The sequence below is a fragment of the Brachybacterium ginsengisoli genome (assembly GCF_002407065.1).
Lineage (GTDB): Bacteria > Actinomycetota > Actinomycetes > Actinomycetales > Dermabacteraceae > Brachybacterium > Brachybacterium ginsengisoli.
In genome coordinates, this window is record NZ_CP023564.1 from 2,639,851 (window position 1) to 2,653,486 (window position 13,636).

The 13,636-nt window shown below is 72.9% G+C and carries 13 protein-coding genes; 3 read left to right on the top strand and 10 right to left on the bottom strand.

The annotated features are described in order from the left end of the window. Positions 1-73: 73 nt before the first annotated feature. The 3 genes from CFK41_RS11750 to CFK41_RS11760 all read right to left on the bottom strand — a co-directional run bounded on the left by CFK41_RS11750 (position 74) and on the right by CFK41_RS11760 (position 2,191). A complete protein-coding gene (locus tag CFK41_RS11750) occupies positions 74-376 on the bottom strand; it encodes a YlxR family protein (RefSeq protein WP_096799827.1) in 303 nt (100 codons plus the stop codon). 140 nt (positions 377-516) lie between these two features. Further along, the gene (gene nusA, locus CFK41_RS11755; protein ID WP_096799828.1) at positions 517-1,503 is read right to left on the bottom strand and encodes a transcription termination factor NusA; all 987 of its coding nucleotides are present in this window, start codon (positions 1,501-1,503) and stop codon (positions 517-519) included. Between the two features lies 1 nt (position 1,504). After that, positions 1,505-2,191, bottom strand: a complete 687-nt coding sequence (locus tag CFK41_RS11760) for a ribosome maturation factor RimP (protein ID WP_096799829.1) — start codon at positions 2,189-2,191, stop codon at positions 1,505-1,507. A 128-nt stretch (positions 2,192-2,319) separates the two neighbouring features. On the opposite strand from CFK41_RS11760, the gene CFK41_RS11765 reads away from it, so the two are divergent. After that, complete coding sequence (locus tag CFK41_RS11765; RefSeq protein ID WP_227873061.1) at positions 2,320-3,393, top strand: DUF4439 domain-containing protein; 1,074 nt, start codon at positions 2,320-2,322, stop codon at positions 3,391-3,393. Between the two features lie 74 nt (positions 3,394-3,467). On the opposite strand, the gene CFK41_RS11770 is transcribed toward CFK41_RS11765, so the two are convergent. Next, complete coding sequence (locus CFK41_RS11770) at positions 3,468-5,252, bottom strand: proline--tRNA ligase (protein ID WP_096799831.1); 1,785 nt, start codon at positions 5,250-5,252, stop codon at positions 3,468-3,470. Between the two features lie 122 nt (positions 5,253-5,374). Between CFK41_RS11770 and CFK41_RS11775 the strand changes: the two genes are divergently transcribed. Further along, positions 5,375-6,793, top strand: coding sequence for a hypothetical protein (locus CFK41_RS11775; protein ID WP_096799832.1), 1,419 nt, complete (start codon positions 5,375-5,377; stop codon positions 6,791-6,793). A 13-nt stretch (positions 6,794-6,806) separates the two neighbouring features. On the opposite strand, the gene CFK41_RS11780 is transcribed toward CFK41_RS11775, so the two are convergent. Continuing rightward, positions 6,807-7,394, bottom strand: coding sequence for a hypothetical protein (locus tag CFK41_RS11780; protein WP_096799833.1), 588 nt, complete (start codon positions 7,392-7,394; stop codon positions 6,807-6,809). A 64-nt stretch (positions 7,395-7,458) separates the two neighbouring features. On the opposite strand from CFK41_RS11780, the gene CFK41_RS11785 reads away from it, so the two are divergent. Continuing rightward, positions 7,459-8,295: a class I SAM-dependent methyltransferase gene (locus CFK41_RS11785; RefSeq protein ID WP_096799834.1), complete on the top strand. Its 837-nt coding sequence runs from the start codon at positions 7,459-7,461 to the stop codon at positions 8,293-8,295. A 53-nt stretch (positions 8,296-8,348) separates the two neighbouring features. Here the strand turns inward: CFK41_RS11785 and CFK41_RS11790 are convergent, their stop codons facing one another. From CFK41_RS11790 to CFK41_RS11810, 5 genes are all read right to left on the bottom strand, one after another. Then, a complete protein-coding gene (locus tag CFK41_RS11790; protein WP_096799835.1) occupies positions 8,349-9,191 on the bottom strand; it encodes a GNAT family N-acetyltransferase in 843 nt (280 codons plus the stop codon). Positions 9,192-9,197: 6 nt separating this feature from the next. Further along, positions 9,198-10,358, bottom strand: coding sequence for a flavodoxin-dependent (E)-4-hydroxy-3-methylbut-2-enyl-diphosphate synthase (gene ispG / locus CFK41_RS11795; RefSeq protein WP_096799836.1), 1,161 nt, complete (start codon positions 10,356-10,358; stop codon positions 9,198-9,200). Positions 10,359-10,520: 162 nt separating this feature from the next. Beyond that, positions 10,521-11,864: a M50 family metallopeptidase gene (locus CFK41_RS11800; protein WP_096799837.1), complete on the bottom strand. Its 1,344-nt coding sequence runs from the start codon at positions 11,862-11,864 to the stop codon at positions 10,521-10,523. Between the two features lie 3 nt (positions 11,865-11,867). After that, a complete protein-coding gene (dxr, locus tag CFK41_RS11805; RefSeq protein ID WP_096799838.1) occupies positions 11,868-13,073 on the bottom strand; it encodes a 1-deoxy-D-xylulose-5-phosphate reductoisomerase in 1,206 nt (401 codons plus the stop codon). Beyond that, positions 13,070-13,618: a DivIVA domain-containing protein gene (locus CFK41_RS11810; RefSeq protein ID WP_096799839.1), complete on the bottom strand. Its 549-nt coding sequence runs from the start codon at positions 13,616-13,618 to the stop codon at positions 13,070-13,072. The genes dxr and CFK41_RS11810 overlap by 4 nt, the downstream gene beginning before the upstream one ends. Positions 13,619-13,636 lie beyond the last annotated feature (18 nt).

Below are 13,636 nucleotides of genomic sequence, written 5' to 3' on the forward strand. Positions count from 1 at the left end.
CGACAAGAGGGCTCGGACCATTAATTCCTGAAGGTGCTCATTGGTGAGTACTCATCGGATGTCCATGGTTCTTCTACCTGTTCCACGTTCGGGTGAAATCGGGGTTCTCGAGCGATTGGGCGAGGAGCCCGGTGTCGACCGGCCCCCGGAAGGACCGGGGGAAGCCGCCTCGCCGGAGGGCGAGCTCGAGACATGATGCAACCGGGTGGAGCCACGAACCGCGGCCGGGTGCCGATCCCGAGGGATCGACGCGGACTCGCGGAGCGGTTCCGTCGGGAGCGGACTCCCGGACCAGACGCACCAGTGTGTCGCGCGGGGCCACCTCACGGCAACCGACGCACGTGCGCTCGGGGCGGTGGGAGGAGCGGGTGTCCATTCCTCCCTCTCCGTTCCGAGCGACTCCGCACGAGCAGGTGCACGATCGACGTCCGATCAGTGCGTCCGCTCGGCGAACAGCCTCCCCAGTGTAGCCGATCGGCTCGTCACCGACCGCGCCGGGGAGGCGTGGGACACACCTCAGTCGGCGGAGCCGGGCTCCGGCGCGCCTTCGGCGCGGATGTCGATCTTCCAGCCCGTGAGCTTGGCGGCGAGGCGGGCGTTCTGCCCGTCCTTGCCGATCGCGAGGGAGAGCTGGTTCTCGGGGACGACGGCCCGCGCCGAACGCCCGACCTCGTCGAGCACCGTCACGCTCGTGATCCGCGCCGGGGACAGCGCGTTGACGACGTAGGTCGCCGGATCCTCGTCGAAGTCGACGATGTCGATCTTCTCGCCGCCGAGCTCGTTCATCACCGAGCGCACTCGGGCGCCCATCGGACCGATGCAGGAGCCCTTCGCGTTGACGCCGGGCACGGTGGCGCGCACGGACATCTTCGTGCGGTGGCCCGCCTCACGGGCGAGGCCCGCGATCTCGACGGTGCCGTCGGCGACCTCCGGGACCTCGAGGTCGAACAGTCGACGCACCAGGTTCGGGTGCGAGCGCGAGAGGGTGATCTGGGGGCCCTTGGGCCCGCGTCGCGCCTCGGTCACGTACGCCCGCAGCCGACGGCCGTGCGAGTAGTCCTCGCCCGGGACCCGCTCGTGCGGGGGCAGCACGGCCTCGACCTCGCCGAGGTCGACGAGGACCATGCGCGGGTCCCGCCCTTGCTGGATGATGCCGGAGACGATCTGGTCGGCGCGGTCGGCGTACTCGCCGAGCACCGCCTCGTCCTCCAGATCGCGGATGCGCTGGAAGATGACCTGGCGCGCCGTCGACGCCGCGACCCGGCCGAAGTTCTCGGGGGTGTCGTCCCACTCCTCGAGGACGACGCCCTCGGCGTCGCGCTCGCGGGCGATCACGGCGACCTCCCCGGTGCTGTCGTCGATGAGCACCTCGGAGTCGCGCACCGGGTGGTCGGTGTGGAGGTAGGCGGCGTGCAGCGCAGAGCGGATCGCGTCGAGCAGCACGGGAAGGCTGATCTCGCGCTCGCGCTCCAGGGCCCGGAGGGCACCCATGTCGATGTCCATCTCAGCTCTCCTTCTGTGCGTCCGCGCCGGGTGCGGCGGTCGCGTCGTTCGTGGTGGTCGCGTCGTCCGTGGTGGTCTCGTCGTCGGCGGCCTCGTCACCGATGGCGGCCGCCGCGCCGGCGGCGGTCGCGCTCTCGGCGTCGGCGAGCAGCTGGGCGAGGTCCTCGGGCGGGTCGAACTCGACCTCGACCCGGGCGCCGGTGACCTCGGCGATCGGGAGCCGCAGATGCTCCGTGGTGCCGGCGGGCAGCTTCACGGGGCGCCCGCGGTCGTCGCGGCCGGGCTCCTGGCGCAGGTGCAGCTCCTCGCCGTCGACGGCGAGGAGGCGGGCGCGGAAGGCGGTGCCGTCCGCGGCGGTGAGGATCAGCAGCCGGCCGCGGGAGCGGCGGAAGTGGCGCGGGGCGGTCAGCTCGCGCTCGACGCCCGGCGTGGTGACCTCGAGCAGGACGGGTGCGCTGCCCAGCACGGCGTCGTCGGCGTCCACCGCCTCGGAGAGCTCGCGGGAGGCCTCGGCCACGGCATCGAGGTCCGCGCTGCCCAGCTGGTCCTCGGGGAGATCGACGATGAGCCGCACCTGCGGCATCCCGCCGCCCTGGCGGATCTCGACGTCCTCGAGGACGAGCCCGTGGGCGTCCAGCACCCGGGTCGCCGTCTCCCGCAGGATGGTCTGGTCGTCGAGTGCGCTCATGGCCCGCCCGCCTCCTGCTGCTATGGGTGTCTGTGCCGCCTCGGGTCGGTCCCCGGAGCGTTGGCACCAGGATAGTGGTCATGACGTCCTCGTGCCTCTCCGGGAGGCGCCGATGCGAGAATCATCCCGTGTCCCGTCGCCTCGCTCGCTCGCCGTCCGCCCTCGCCCCGTCCCGCCGTGCGCTGCTGCGCGCCGTCGGCGCGGCGGCGCTGGTGCCGCTCGCGGCCTGCGGACCGATCGCCGTCGGCGGGCCGGAGGAGTACACGCCGCCGCCGCCCGGGATCGACGACCTCTGCCGCGCCGATCTCCTGGAGCTGCTGGACCGCGCCCTCGCGGGCACCGAGCAGGTGCAGGCCTCCGGCGCCGCGGACCCGGTGCTGAGCTCGACGCTGGCCGCGCTCGCCGCGGCCCTTCCGGTGCAGCGCCGTGCCCTGATGACCGGGGCCGAGATCGAGAAGGAGCAGCAGGCGGAGGACGACCCGCAGCCGGGGCAGACCTCCGCCCCTCCGCCCGGGGAGGTGCCGGAGGATGTGGCCGGCCTGGTCTCCGTCCTCGTCGAGCTGCGGGACCTCGCCGCCGCGGCCGCCCGGCAGATCTCCGGCTCGCTGGCCCGGCCCGTGCTCGCGGTCGCCGCGCACACGGCCTGGGCGAGCACACGCCTCGAGAGCTCGGCGGCGAGCGGTCACCTCACCCCGTCCCCCGCCGCCGAGGAGCTCGTGCCGCAGCGCGAGGTGCCCGCGGCCGATCCGCCGTCGGTCGGGGCCGAGTCCGACTACCACACCACCATCGAGCGCGCCCAGCTGGAGGAGTGGTATGCGGGATACCTCCACGAGGTGCTCGCGGCGCGCGTCGACGGCGCTGGGCGCCAGCAGCATCTGGACCTCGCCGCGCTGCACCGGAAGCGTGCCGAGGAGCTGGGCGCCGTGGCCGAGGAGGACGGCGCCCCCGTGGTGGCCCGTCAGGCGGTCTACGCGGTCCCGGGCGGGACCCTCGACGACCAGAGCGCCGCGGCGCTGCCCACCCAGCTCGCCCAGGGCCTGATGGTCGATCACATCGCCCTGGCCGGAGCCGCCCCGTTCGAGCGTCGCCCGCTGCCGATCGCCGCGGCGCTCCAGGAGGCCGAGCAGCTCGCATCGCTGGTGGACCGGATGGATCCCCTGCCGAGCCTCGAGGTCCCGGACCCGCCGGCCGCCGTCGGCTGATCGGAGTCCCGGAGGGTCGGGCGAACGGGAGAGGCCCGGTCACCGCAGCGCGATGACCGGGCCTCTCCGGTGTCTCAGGCGCGGCGCGACTCGGCGAGGACCGCGTCGACGACCTCCTGCGGCGAGACCTCGCGGACCTCGCCGGTGGCGCGGTCACGGACCTCGACGACACCGGTGGCCAGGCCGCGGCCCACCACCACGGAGGTGGGCATGCCCAGCAGCTCGGCATCCTTGAACTTCACGCCCGGGGAGACCTTGGGCCGATCGTCGTAGAGCACCTCGAGCCCCTGGGCCTCGAGCTCCGTCGCGATCCGCTCGGCCTCCTCGAAGATCTCCTGGCCCTTGCCGGTGGCCATGATGTGCACATCGGCCGGGGCGAGCCGACGGGGCCAGGCCAGGCCCTTCTCATCGTGGTACAGCTCGGCCAGGGCCGCCACCGCGCGGGTGACGCCGATGCCGTAGGAGCCCATCGTGACCACGACGGCCTTGCCGTTCTCGTCGAGGACCTTGAGATCCAGCGCCTCGGCGTACTTGCGGCCCAGCTGGAAGATGTGTCCCATCTCCATGCCTCGGGTCAGGCGCAGCGGACCGGAGCCGTCGGGAGCGGGATCGCCGTCGCGGACCTCCGCGGCCTCGATGGTGCCGTCCGCGGTGAAGTCGCGGCCGTAGACCAGGTCGTAGACGTGCTTGTCCTGCTCGCCGGCGCCGGCGACCCAGGCGGATCCGGGCACCACACGGGGGTCCACGAGGTAGCGGATCCCGGACTCGGACTCCAGGCCCAGCCCCTCGGGGCCGATGAAGCCCTTCTTCAGCACCGGGTGCTTCGCGAAGTCCGCATCGGTGAAGGGCGCCGCGACCGCCGGGGCGAGCGCGGTCTCGAGCCGCTTGGGGTCGACCTCGCGGTCACCGGGCACCGCGATCACCAGCGGCTCGGTGGAGCCGTCGGGGAGGGTCAGCAGGTAGACGAGGTGCTTGAGCATCTCGTAGCGGGTCCACTCGCCGTTCTCGGCGACGGGGCCCCGACCGGGGAAGGCCTGGTTGGAGTGGTCGGTGAGCGCCGCGATGGTGGAGGCCCCGGGGGTGTCCTCGAGGTGCATCGCGGGGAGCGCGCCGATCGCGGCCTCGTCCAGCGCGGGCGGGGCCACGGTGGTCACGGCCTCGACGTTCGCGGCGTAGCCGCCGTCGGAGACCACGAAGGTGTCCTCCCCCACCGCGGTGGGGTGGAGGAACTCCTCGGAGCGGGAGCCGCCCATGGCGCCGGCGTCGGCCTGGCAGATCACGATGGGCAGGCCGAGCCGTTCGAAGGTGCGCTGGTAGGCGCCGCGCTGCTTCTCGTAGGAGGCGTCCAGGCCCTCGTCGGTCACGTCGAAGGAGTAGGCGTCCTTCATGATGAACTCGCGGGTGCGCAGCAGGCCCGCCCGGGGGCGTGCCTCGTCGCGGTACTTGCTCTGGACCTGGTAGAGCATCGTGGGCAAGTCCTTGTACGAGGAGAACAGGTCCTTCACCGTGAGGGTGAACGCCTCCTCGTGGGTGGGCGCGAGCAGGTAGTCGTCCTGCCGACGGTCCTGGAGGCGGAACAGGGTCGAGCCGTACTCCTCCCACCGCCCGGTGCGCTCGTAGGGCTCGCGGGGCTGGAGCGCCGAGAACAGCACCTCCTGGCCCCCGATCCCGTCCTGCTCCTCGCGCACGATCTGCTCGACCTTGCGCAGGACCTTCAGGCCCAGCGGCAGCCAGGTGTAGACGCCCGCGGCGCTGCGACGGATGTAGCCCGCGCGCACCAGGAGCTTGTGGCTCGCGACCTCGGCGTCGGCCGGGTCCTCCCGCAGCGTGCGGACGAAGGACGAGGACAGACGGATCATGGGGCAGGCCTTTCACACAGGGCGGATCGGTGCGCTGCCACCGGTGGCGCGCACGCGCCCCATCGTACTGGTCGGGAGCACCCCGTCGCGCTCGTCCCTCCGGTCATCGGTACGCTGGAGACATGGACCGGCGAGGACAGCAGGTGCCGGCTCCCGGTGCCGCGGCGACACGGGCGGAGGCCCCGGCGCCCGCGACGGCGCTCTCCACCCGTCGGCAGCTGCTGCTCGGCACCGGGGCCCTCGGCGCCCTGGCGGCGGTGGGCGCCGGTTCGGTCGCCGGCCGACGGCTGAGCAGCGGCCCCGTCGATCCGCGCACCGAGATCTCGCTGTGGTCGCAGACCGTCGCCTACGACGCCACCGGGAGCCGCACCCTCGTCAGCGGCGACGCCGCACCCCTGGAGCTCGACCCGGACTCCCGCTGGGCCGCGGAGCTCGCGGCCTCCTCCCCCGTCCGCGAGCGCGCCGCCGCGTTCCGGGACGGGACGGAGCAGTGGCGGGCGCGGCTCGATGAGCGCCTCCAGTGCGGGACCACCGGCGACAGTCCCGCGACGACCGCACAGCTCGGCTCCCTCGCCGCCACCGCGCTGCTGGACCTCTGGGTGCTCAGCGATGCGCTGCCCGCTCCCGTCGCCGGATGGAGCGCTCCGTGGCGGTACGTATGGCCGCGCGACGCGGCCTTCGGCGCCGTCGCGCTCTCCCGGATCGGTCACCGCGAGCAGGCGATCTCGGTGCTCGAGCACCTGGGGACCCTGCAGGGCCGGGACGGCTGGTTCGAGGCGCGGTACGTGCCCGGCACGGACCGCGCACCGGATCGCCGCCCGCGGCAGTTCGACGGGACGGGCCTGCTGCTGTGGGCGTGCGACGAGGTGGTCCAGGATCTCGAGGGCCCCGCGGCGACGGGCGCGCTCGAGCGGCTCTCCCCGCTGATCACCCGGTCGCTCAGCGCCCTCCACGGGAGCACGTCGGCCGGGACCTGCCTGCCGCCCGTCTCCCCCGACTACTGGGAGGTGCGCGAGCGCAGCGTGACCCTGGGGATCATGGCGGCGGCGCTGGCCGGGCTGCGGGCCGGAGCCCGGCTGACCGGCTCCCTTGAGGCACGGCGGGCCGCCGAGGCGTTCGCCCTCCTGCTCGAGGGGACGTTCGGCGCCACCGGCTACCAGCGCTACCGCTCCGGGGGCGGCGCCGACTCCGCCCTCGCCCTGCTCGCGGCGACCGGGGGCGCGGACCTGGCCACGGCCGAGCGCCTCCTCCCCCTCCGGGAGTCGCTGGCGCGACCCGGCGGCGGGATCGCCCCCGGCGCGGCGTGGCGCGAGGACGGGGTGAGCTGGACGCCGTCGACCAGCCTGCTGGGACTCGCACTGGCCCGCGCCGGGGAGACCGGCGCGGCGCTCGAGGTGCTCAGCTGGCTCGCCGAGCACCGCACCGAGGCGGGATCGCTGCCCGAGAAGGTGCTCTTCGACGGTCGTCCCGCAGAGGTGGCACCGCTCGCCTGGACGGCCGCGAACGTGCTGCTGACGCTCGACACCCTCGCCCGGGGCTGAGCCCGCGGGGCTCTCAGGCGAGCTCGGCGAGGAGCTGCTCGGCCGCCTCCGGCGGAGCAGTGGTGGTGAGGTCCAGGAGCACCGCGTCCTCCGGGGCGGGCATGGGCGGCTCGGCCAGCAGCTCGCGGAGGATCCCGGGATCCACCAGCTTCGAGCGCTCGGCACGGCCCGGCGAGGCGACCCGCGCGACGAGCGCCTCGGCGGATGCGCTCATCCACACGGGCACGAAGCGTGCCCTGCGACGCGCCGCCAGGTCCCGCAGACGCCGCACATAGGCCGCGTTCTCCGGGCTGTCGGGCACCCAGATCGTGAAGACATGGCTCAGCCGCGGCGAGGCGGCGAGGGTGGCCTCGAGCACCACGTCCAGGACCCGGGCGCGCAGCGCGTCGGTGTCCTCGAGGGTGACCTCGGCGTCCCGGCCCATGCCCAGCGGCACGAACACCGCGTTGTTGACGAGATGGTTGTCGACCACGATCGCGCCGGTGCGCCGCTCGATCTCGCGGGCGAGGCTCAGCTTGCCGACGGCGGGGACGCCCTGGAGCAGGTACAGCCGCGGCTCCGTGGAAGCGGCGTCGTCGAGGGGCAGCGAGGGGGTGCTCATCGGCGCATCCTACCGACACGGAAATCAATGGCCACCTCCTGCCCTGCTCGATAGCGTGCAGGCCATGAGCACCTCAGAGTCCTGGTTCGAGGACAACCGCGCCAACTGGGACGACCGCGCCGCGCTGCACGTCGCCTCGGGCTACGGCATCGATGAGCTGATCGCCGACCCCTCCCGGATCACCCCGGAGGTCGACCAGGACCGGGGACGCCTGGGCGATCTCGAGGGGCTGGACGTGCTGCACCTGCAGTGCCATCTGGGCACGGACACGGTGAGCCTCTCCCGGCTCGGGCCACGGCGGGTCGTCGGCGTCGACCTGTCCCCCGCCTCGCTGCGCATCGCCCGCGACCTCGCCGCACGCGCCGGGGCCGAGATCGACTACGTCGAATCGAACGTGTACGACGCGCGGGAGGCCGTCGAGGGGTCGTTCGACCTGGTCTACACCTCCATCGGCGTGCTGTGCTGGCTGCCGGACGTCGCCGGCTGGGCCCGCGTGGTCGCCTCGATGCTGCGACCGGGCGGCCGCTTCCTGCTCCGCGACGACCACCCGATGTTCATGGCGATCGGGGAGGACGTGAGCGACGGGCTGCGGCTCGAGCAGCCGTACTTCGAGCGGCCGGCGCCGATGACCTGGGACGAGCCGGGCAGCTATGTCGAGACGCCGGAGGGTGCCCCCGAGTTCCGCCACGGCCGCAACCACCAGTGGAACCACTCGATCGGCGAGATCCTCACCGCGGTGCTCGGGGCGGGTATGGTGCTGGACTCGTTCGAGGAGACCCCGTTCTCGGCCTGGACCCCCTGGCCCGAGCTGATGGTCCGCGAAAGCGACCGGTATCGCCTGCGCGAGGAGCCGGATCGCGTCGCGATGCAGTACGTGCTCACCGCCCACCGCCCGGCCTGAACCGCTCGGCTGAGCCGCTCGGCTGAGCCGCCCTGCGTGGACGGCGCGCGGAGTCAGAACAGTATCGTCGAGAGCTCGCCGACCTGTCGGAACCCGGCGGCCGCGTAGGCGCGGCGAGCGGGGTCGTTGAAGTCGTTGACGTAGAGCGAGACCTGCGGGGCGTGGTCGCGACGCACCTGGCGCACGAGCTCCGCCATCGCCGCCCGGCCGAGGCCGCGGCCGCGGTGCGTCGGCCGGACCCACACCCCGTGGATCTGGGCGACCGGACCGAACAGCGCACCGACGTCGGCCTTGAAGTGCACCAGGCCGTTCTCGATGACGACGTAGGTGCGCCGCTGGCGGATCAGCTCGGTGACCCGGGTGCGGTAGGAGCGGCCACCGTCCCCCAGGAGCGGGTCCACCCCCACCTCCTCGCGGAACATGGCGACCGCCGCCGGGAACACCGCCCCCTCCTCCCCGGGGAGCGCGGCGCGCAGTCCGACCTGGTCGAGGGCGGGCGCGTCTTCCGCGAGCAGGAGCGGCTGGCTCCAGCGGTACTCCCGCACGTCGGCGCCCCAGGCCCCGGAGAGGTGCTCCCAGAGGACCTCGACGGAGCGGCGGTCGCCGACCACGGAGCTCGAGCGCCGGGCGCGGGAGGCCTGGAAGCGTCCGAACTCCTCGAGCGCATGGTCCGTGGCGGACACCGGCGCGAGGTTCACACCGTGCCAGAGCAGGCCCTCCGGGCTCATCTCCTCCCCGCAGAAGGAGAACTCCTGGGCGAGCCCGACGGAGCGGTCGAGCTCCCTCAGCCGAGCACCGGCCAGGGCATTGGTGACCGGCTCGGACAGGGCGAGGGCGAGCGCGGCCTCATGGCCGCCGGTGCGGACGGAGCGGACCCGTCCCCCGCGCCGGAACATGCCCGGTCAGCTCACGGAGACGGAGGGGGCGCCGCCCGAGGGAGCGTCCTCCCCCATCTCGGCCGCGATCCGGTTGGCCTCGGCCAGCAGGGTCTCGACGATCTCCGCCTCGGGGACGGTCTTGATGACCTCGCCCTTGACGAAGATCTGGCCCTTGCCGTTGCCGGAGGCGACACCGAGATCGGCCTCGCGGGCCTCACCCGGACCGTTGACGACGCAGCCCATCACGGCCACGCGCAGCGGCACCTCGAGGTGCTTGAGCCCCTCGGTGACCTCATCGGCGAGGGTGTAGACGTCGACCTGGGCGCGGCCGCAGGACGGGCAGGAGACGATGTCGAGCTTGCGCGGCTTGAGGTTCAGCGACTGCAGGATCTGGTTGCCGACCTTGACCTCCTCGACCGGCGGGGCCGAGAGCGAGACGCGGATGGTGTCGCCGATGCCCTCGCCCAGCAGGATGCCGAAGGCGACGGAGGACTTGATGGTGCCCTGGAAGGCAGGGCCCGCCTCGGTGACGCCGAGGTGCAGCGGCCAGTCGCCCTCCGCGGAGAGCTGGCGGTAGGCCTCGACCATGATGATTGGGTCGTTGTGCTTCACGGAGATGCCGAAGTCGTGGAAGTCGTGCTCCTCGAACAGGGACGCCTCCCACTTCGCGGACGCCACGAGCGCCTCGGGGGTGACCCGGTCGCCCTTCATCATGCGCTGGTCGATGCTGCCGGCGTTGACGCCGATGCGCAGCGCGGTGCCGTGGTCCTTCGCCGCCTTCGCGATGTCCTTCACCTGGTCGTCGAAGCGACGGATGTTGCCCGGGTTCACGCGGACACCGGCGCAGCCGGCCTCGATGGCGGCGAAGACGTACTTGGGCTGGAAGTGGATGTCGGCGATCACCGGGATCGGAGACTTCGCGGCGATCGCGGTGAGCGCGTCGGCGTCCTCCTGACGCGGGCAGGCCACGCGCACGATGTCGCAGCCCGCAGCGGTCAGCTCCGCGATCTGCTGGAGGGTCGCGTTGATGTCGTGCGTCGGGGTGGTGGTCATCGACTGCACCGAGATGGGTGCGTCGCCGCCGACGTAGAGGCTGCCGAGCTTGACCTTGCGGGTCTTCCGTCGCGGTGCGAGGACCGGCGGCGGAGTCTTGACGGAGGGGATGCCGAGGCTCACTGAAGTCACCACTCCATTATGGACCGCGAACGCCGCGCCGCGGGGCGAGGTGCGACACCTCCACCGCTCCTGCACGCCCGAGGTGGCCCGTGGCACAGCGCGCCGCACCCGGGCGAGCAGACAGGGCTGTGCTGTGCAGTGCTGTTCCGGGCTGTTCCGGGCTGAGCCGGGTCAGGGGAACAGCGTGATGGGCTTGACGATGTCCGCGTACAGCAGCAGGACGGTCATGAGGATGAACACGATCGCGACGGCGTTGGTCAGCGGGAGCATGCGCGACATGTCCACCGGGCCGGGGTCCGGACGCCCGCGCAGCCGTGCCAGGAACCTCCGCACGCCCTCGAACAGCGCTCCGGCGACATGCCCGCCGTCGAGCGGGAGCAGGGGGATCAGGTTGAACACGAACAGCGCCATGTTCAGCGAGGCGAGCATCGAGATCATCGTCCCGGCCTTCTCCCGCAGCTCGAAGCCGGGCTGATCCGCGGAGGCGACCTCGCCGGCGAGGCGCGAGACGCCCACCACGCCGAGCGGGCCGTTGGGATCGCGCTCCCCCGGCCCGAAGGCCGCCTGGCCGACCTCCCACAGGCGGACCGGCAGCGTGAGGACCAGCCGACCGGTCTGGGTGAAGGCGGACCACGCCATCTGCGGGACCTGCGCCGGGGACTGCGGCACGAGGTCGGGGGTGCCGGCGACGCCGAGGAAGCCCACCTGCTCGGTGACCAGCTTCCCGTCGGCGTCGCGAACCGCGGCGCCGTCCTCGTCCAGCACGGGGCGTGCGTCGACGATCATCGTGGCCTCGAGATGGAGGGTCTCGCCGTCGCGCTCGACGACCACCGGGACGGTGCGGTCCCCCGCCGCGCGGACCGCGACGGTGACGTCCTCCCAGCGATGGATCGGGTGGCCGTCGATCTCGGTCAGGGTGTCCCCGGGGCGGATGCCCGCCGCCAGCGCCGGGGCCTCCGGCCTGCCCTCGCAGGAGACGTCGGCCGGGGCGTCCGCCGGGACCACGCACTGCGAGACCGACTGGACCGTGGGCGTCACCGCCGGCAGCCCGATCCCGCAGACCAGCACCACCATCAGCGCCACCGAGATCAGCAGGTTCATGGTGGGGCCTCCCAGCATGACCACGAGCTTCTTCGGCACGGAGAGCGCGACGAAGGTGCGGTGGGCGTCCTCCGGGCCGTACTGCGAGGACTCGTAGGCCTTCGCCTCCTCGGACAGCTCCGTGATCTGCTGGAGCAGCCCGGTGGAGTCCTCACGGATGGTGCCCTCGGGCTCGCCCCGGTGCGGGGGATACATCCCGATCATCCGGATGTAGCCGCCCAGCGGGATCGCCTTGATGCCGTACTCCGTCTCTCCGCGGGTGCGGGAGAAGACGGTGGGGCCGAAGCCGATCATGTACTGCGTGACACGCACGCCGAACAGCTTTGCGGGCACCAGATGCCCCACCTCGTGCAGGGCGATCGAGAGGGCGAGGCCCACGCCGATCACCAGGATGCCCAGGACGAACAGCAGCATCGCTCAGCCCTCCGTGGAGGAGATCAGGTCGCGGGCGGCGGTGCGCGCCCACCCCTCGACGGCGAGCAGGCCCTCGACGCCGTCGGCCGCGAGCGCGCGCGGTCGCCGCGGACTCTCCAGGACCCGGCGGATTAGCGCCGTGATCCCGAGGAAGTCGAGATCACCGGCGAAGAAGGCGTCGACGGCCTCCTCGTTGACGGCGTTGTAGACGGCCATCGCTCCCCCGCCCTCGCGGTGCGCGGCGCGGGCCAGCGGGATCGCGTCGAAGGTGTCCTCGTCGACCGGCTCGAAGGTCCAGGACTGGGCGGTGGTGAAGTCCAGCGGCGCGGCGAGGCCGGGGAGCTTCTCGGGGTGCGCGAGCGCCCAGCCGATCGCGTGGCGCATGTCCGGCGGGCTGGCCTGGGCGATGGTGGATCCGTCGACCAGCGTGACCATCGAGTGGACGATCGACTGCGGGTGCACCACCACCTGGACCCGGTCCTCCGGGAGGTCGAACTGGAAGCAGGCCTCGATGACCTCGAGGGCCTTGTTCACCAGGGTCGCCGAGTTGGTGGTGATCACCCTCCCCATCGACCAGGTGGGATGGGCGAGCGCCTGCTCCGGCGTCACGGCGGCGAGCTCCGCACGGCTGCGCCCGCGGAAGGGACCTCCGGAGGCGGTCACCACCAGGTGGTCGATCTGGTCGTGGCGCACGCCGGCGAGGGCCTGCGCGATCGCGGTGTGCTCGGAGTCCACCGGGAGGATCTGTCCCGGGGCGGCGGCATCGGTGACGAGGTGGCCGCCCACCACGAGCGACTCCTTGTTCGCGAGCGCCAGGCGCGCGCCGGAGGCGAGGACGGCGAGGGTGGGCAGCAGGCCCACGGAGCCCGTGATGGCGTTGAGCACCACGTCGCCGGGGCCGAGGCAGCCGGCCAGCTCGACGACGGCGTCCGCGCCCACGTCGATCCGGGGCGCGGGGATGCCCGCGGCGGCACAGGCCCGATGCACGGCGGCCTCGACCGCTGCGGCGTGGCCGGCCGCGGAGACGACGACACGCTCCGGACGATGGGCGAGGACCTGGTCGGCGACGAGATCGGGGCGGGTGCCGCCGACGGCGAGGCCGTGCAGGCGCGCCACCTCCGGGTGACGGACCAGGACGTCCAGCGCCTGGGTGCCGATGGAGCCGGTCGCGCCCAGCAGGACGAGCCGGCGCCCGGGAGCTCCGATCACGGAACGGAGGCCATCACGTCCGCGACATGATCGAGGTAGACGTCGACCACGGCCTCGCGGTAGCCGTCCGGGCCGCGACGGCGGCTGAAGGCGGCACGGCGCACGTCATCCACGCTCATGGGGTGACCGTCGGTGAAGTAGGCGACCAGCTGATCGCACAGGGCGTCCACGTCGCCCTTGTCGTAGGCCGGCTCGCCCTGGGCGGCCGGGGAGAAGCGGTCGCCCGCCGGGCGCTCCAGCCGCTCCTTGAGGACCTCGGCGCGCTCGGTGAGCTGGGCGACCCAGGTCTCCTCGCCGTGCTCGGCGACCGCGTCATCGCGTGCCTGGAGCGCGAAGGCGTCGGAGAGGCGGTCCAGCGCCTCGTCGACGACGCGCATGTCATAGCCGCCGCGCTCGGTGCCGAAGCTCGCTGCGGTGATGTCGCCGCCGGAGAAGGCGGGGTCACGGCCCTCATAGGCGGTGCGGGCGCGGGAGAGGAACTCGTCGACCTCGCGCATGTCGTATCCGACGCTGAAACGAGAGACACGCTCGAACGATGTGCTCACCAGGTAGGTCCTTCCTCG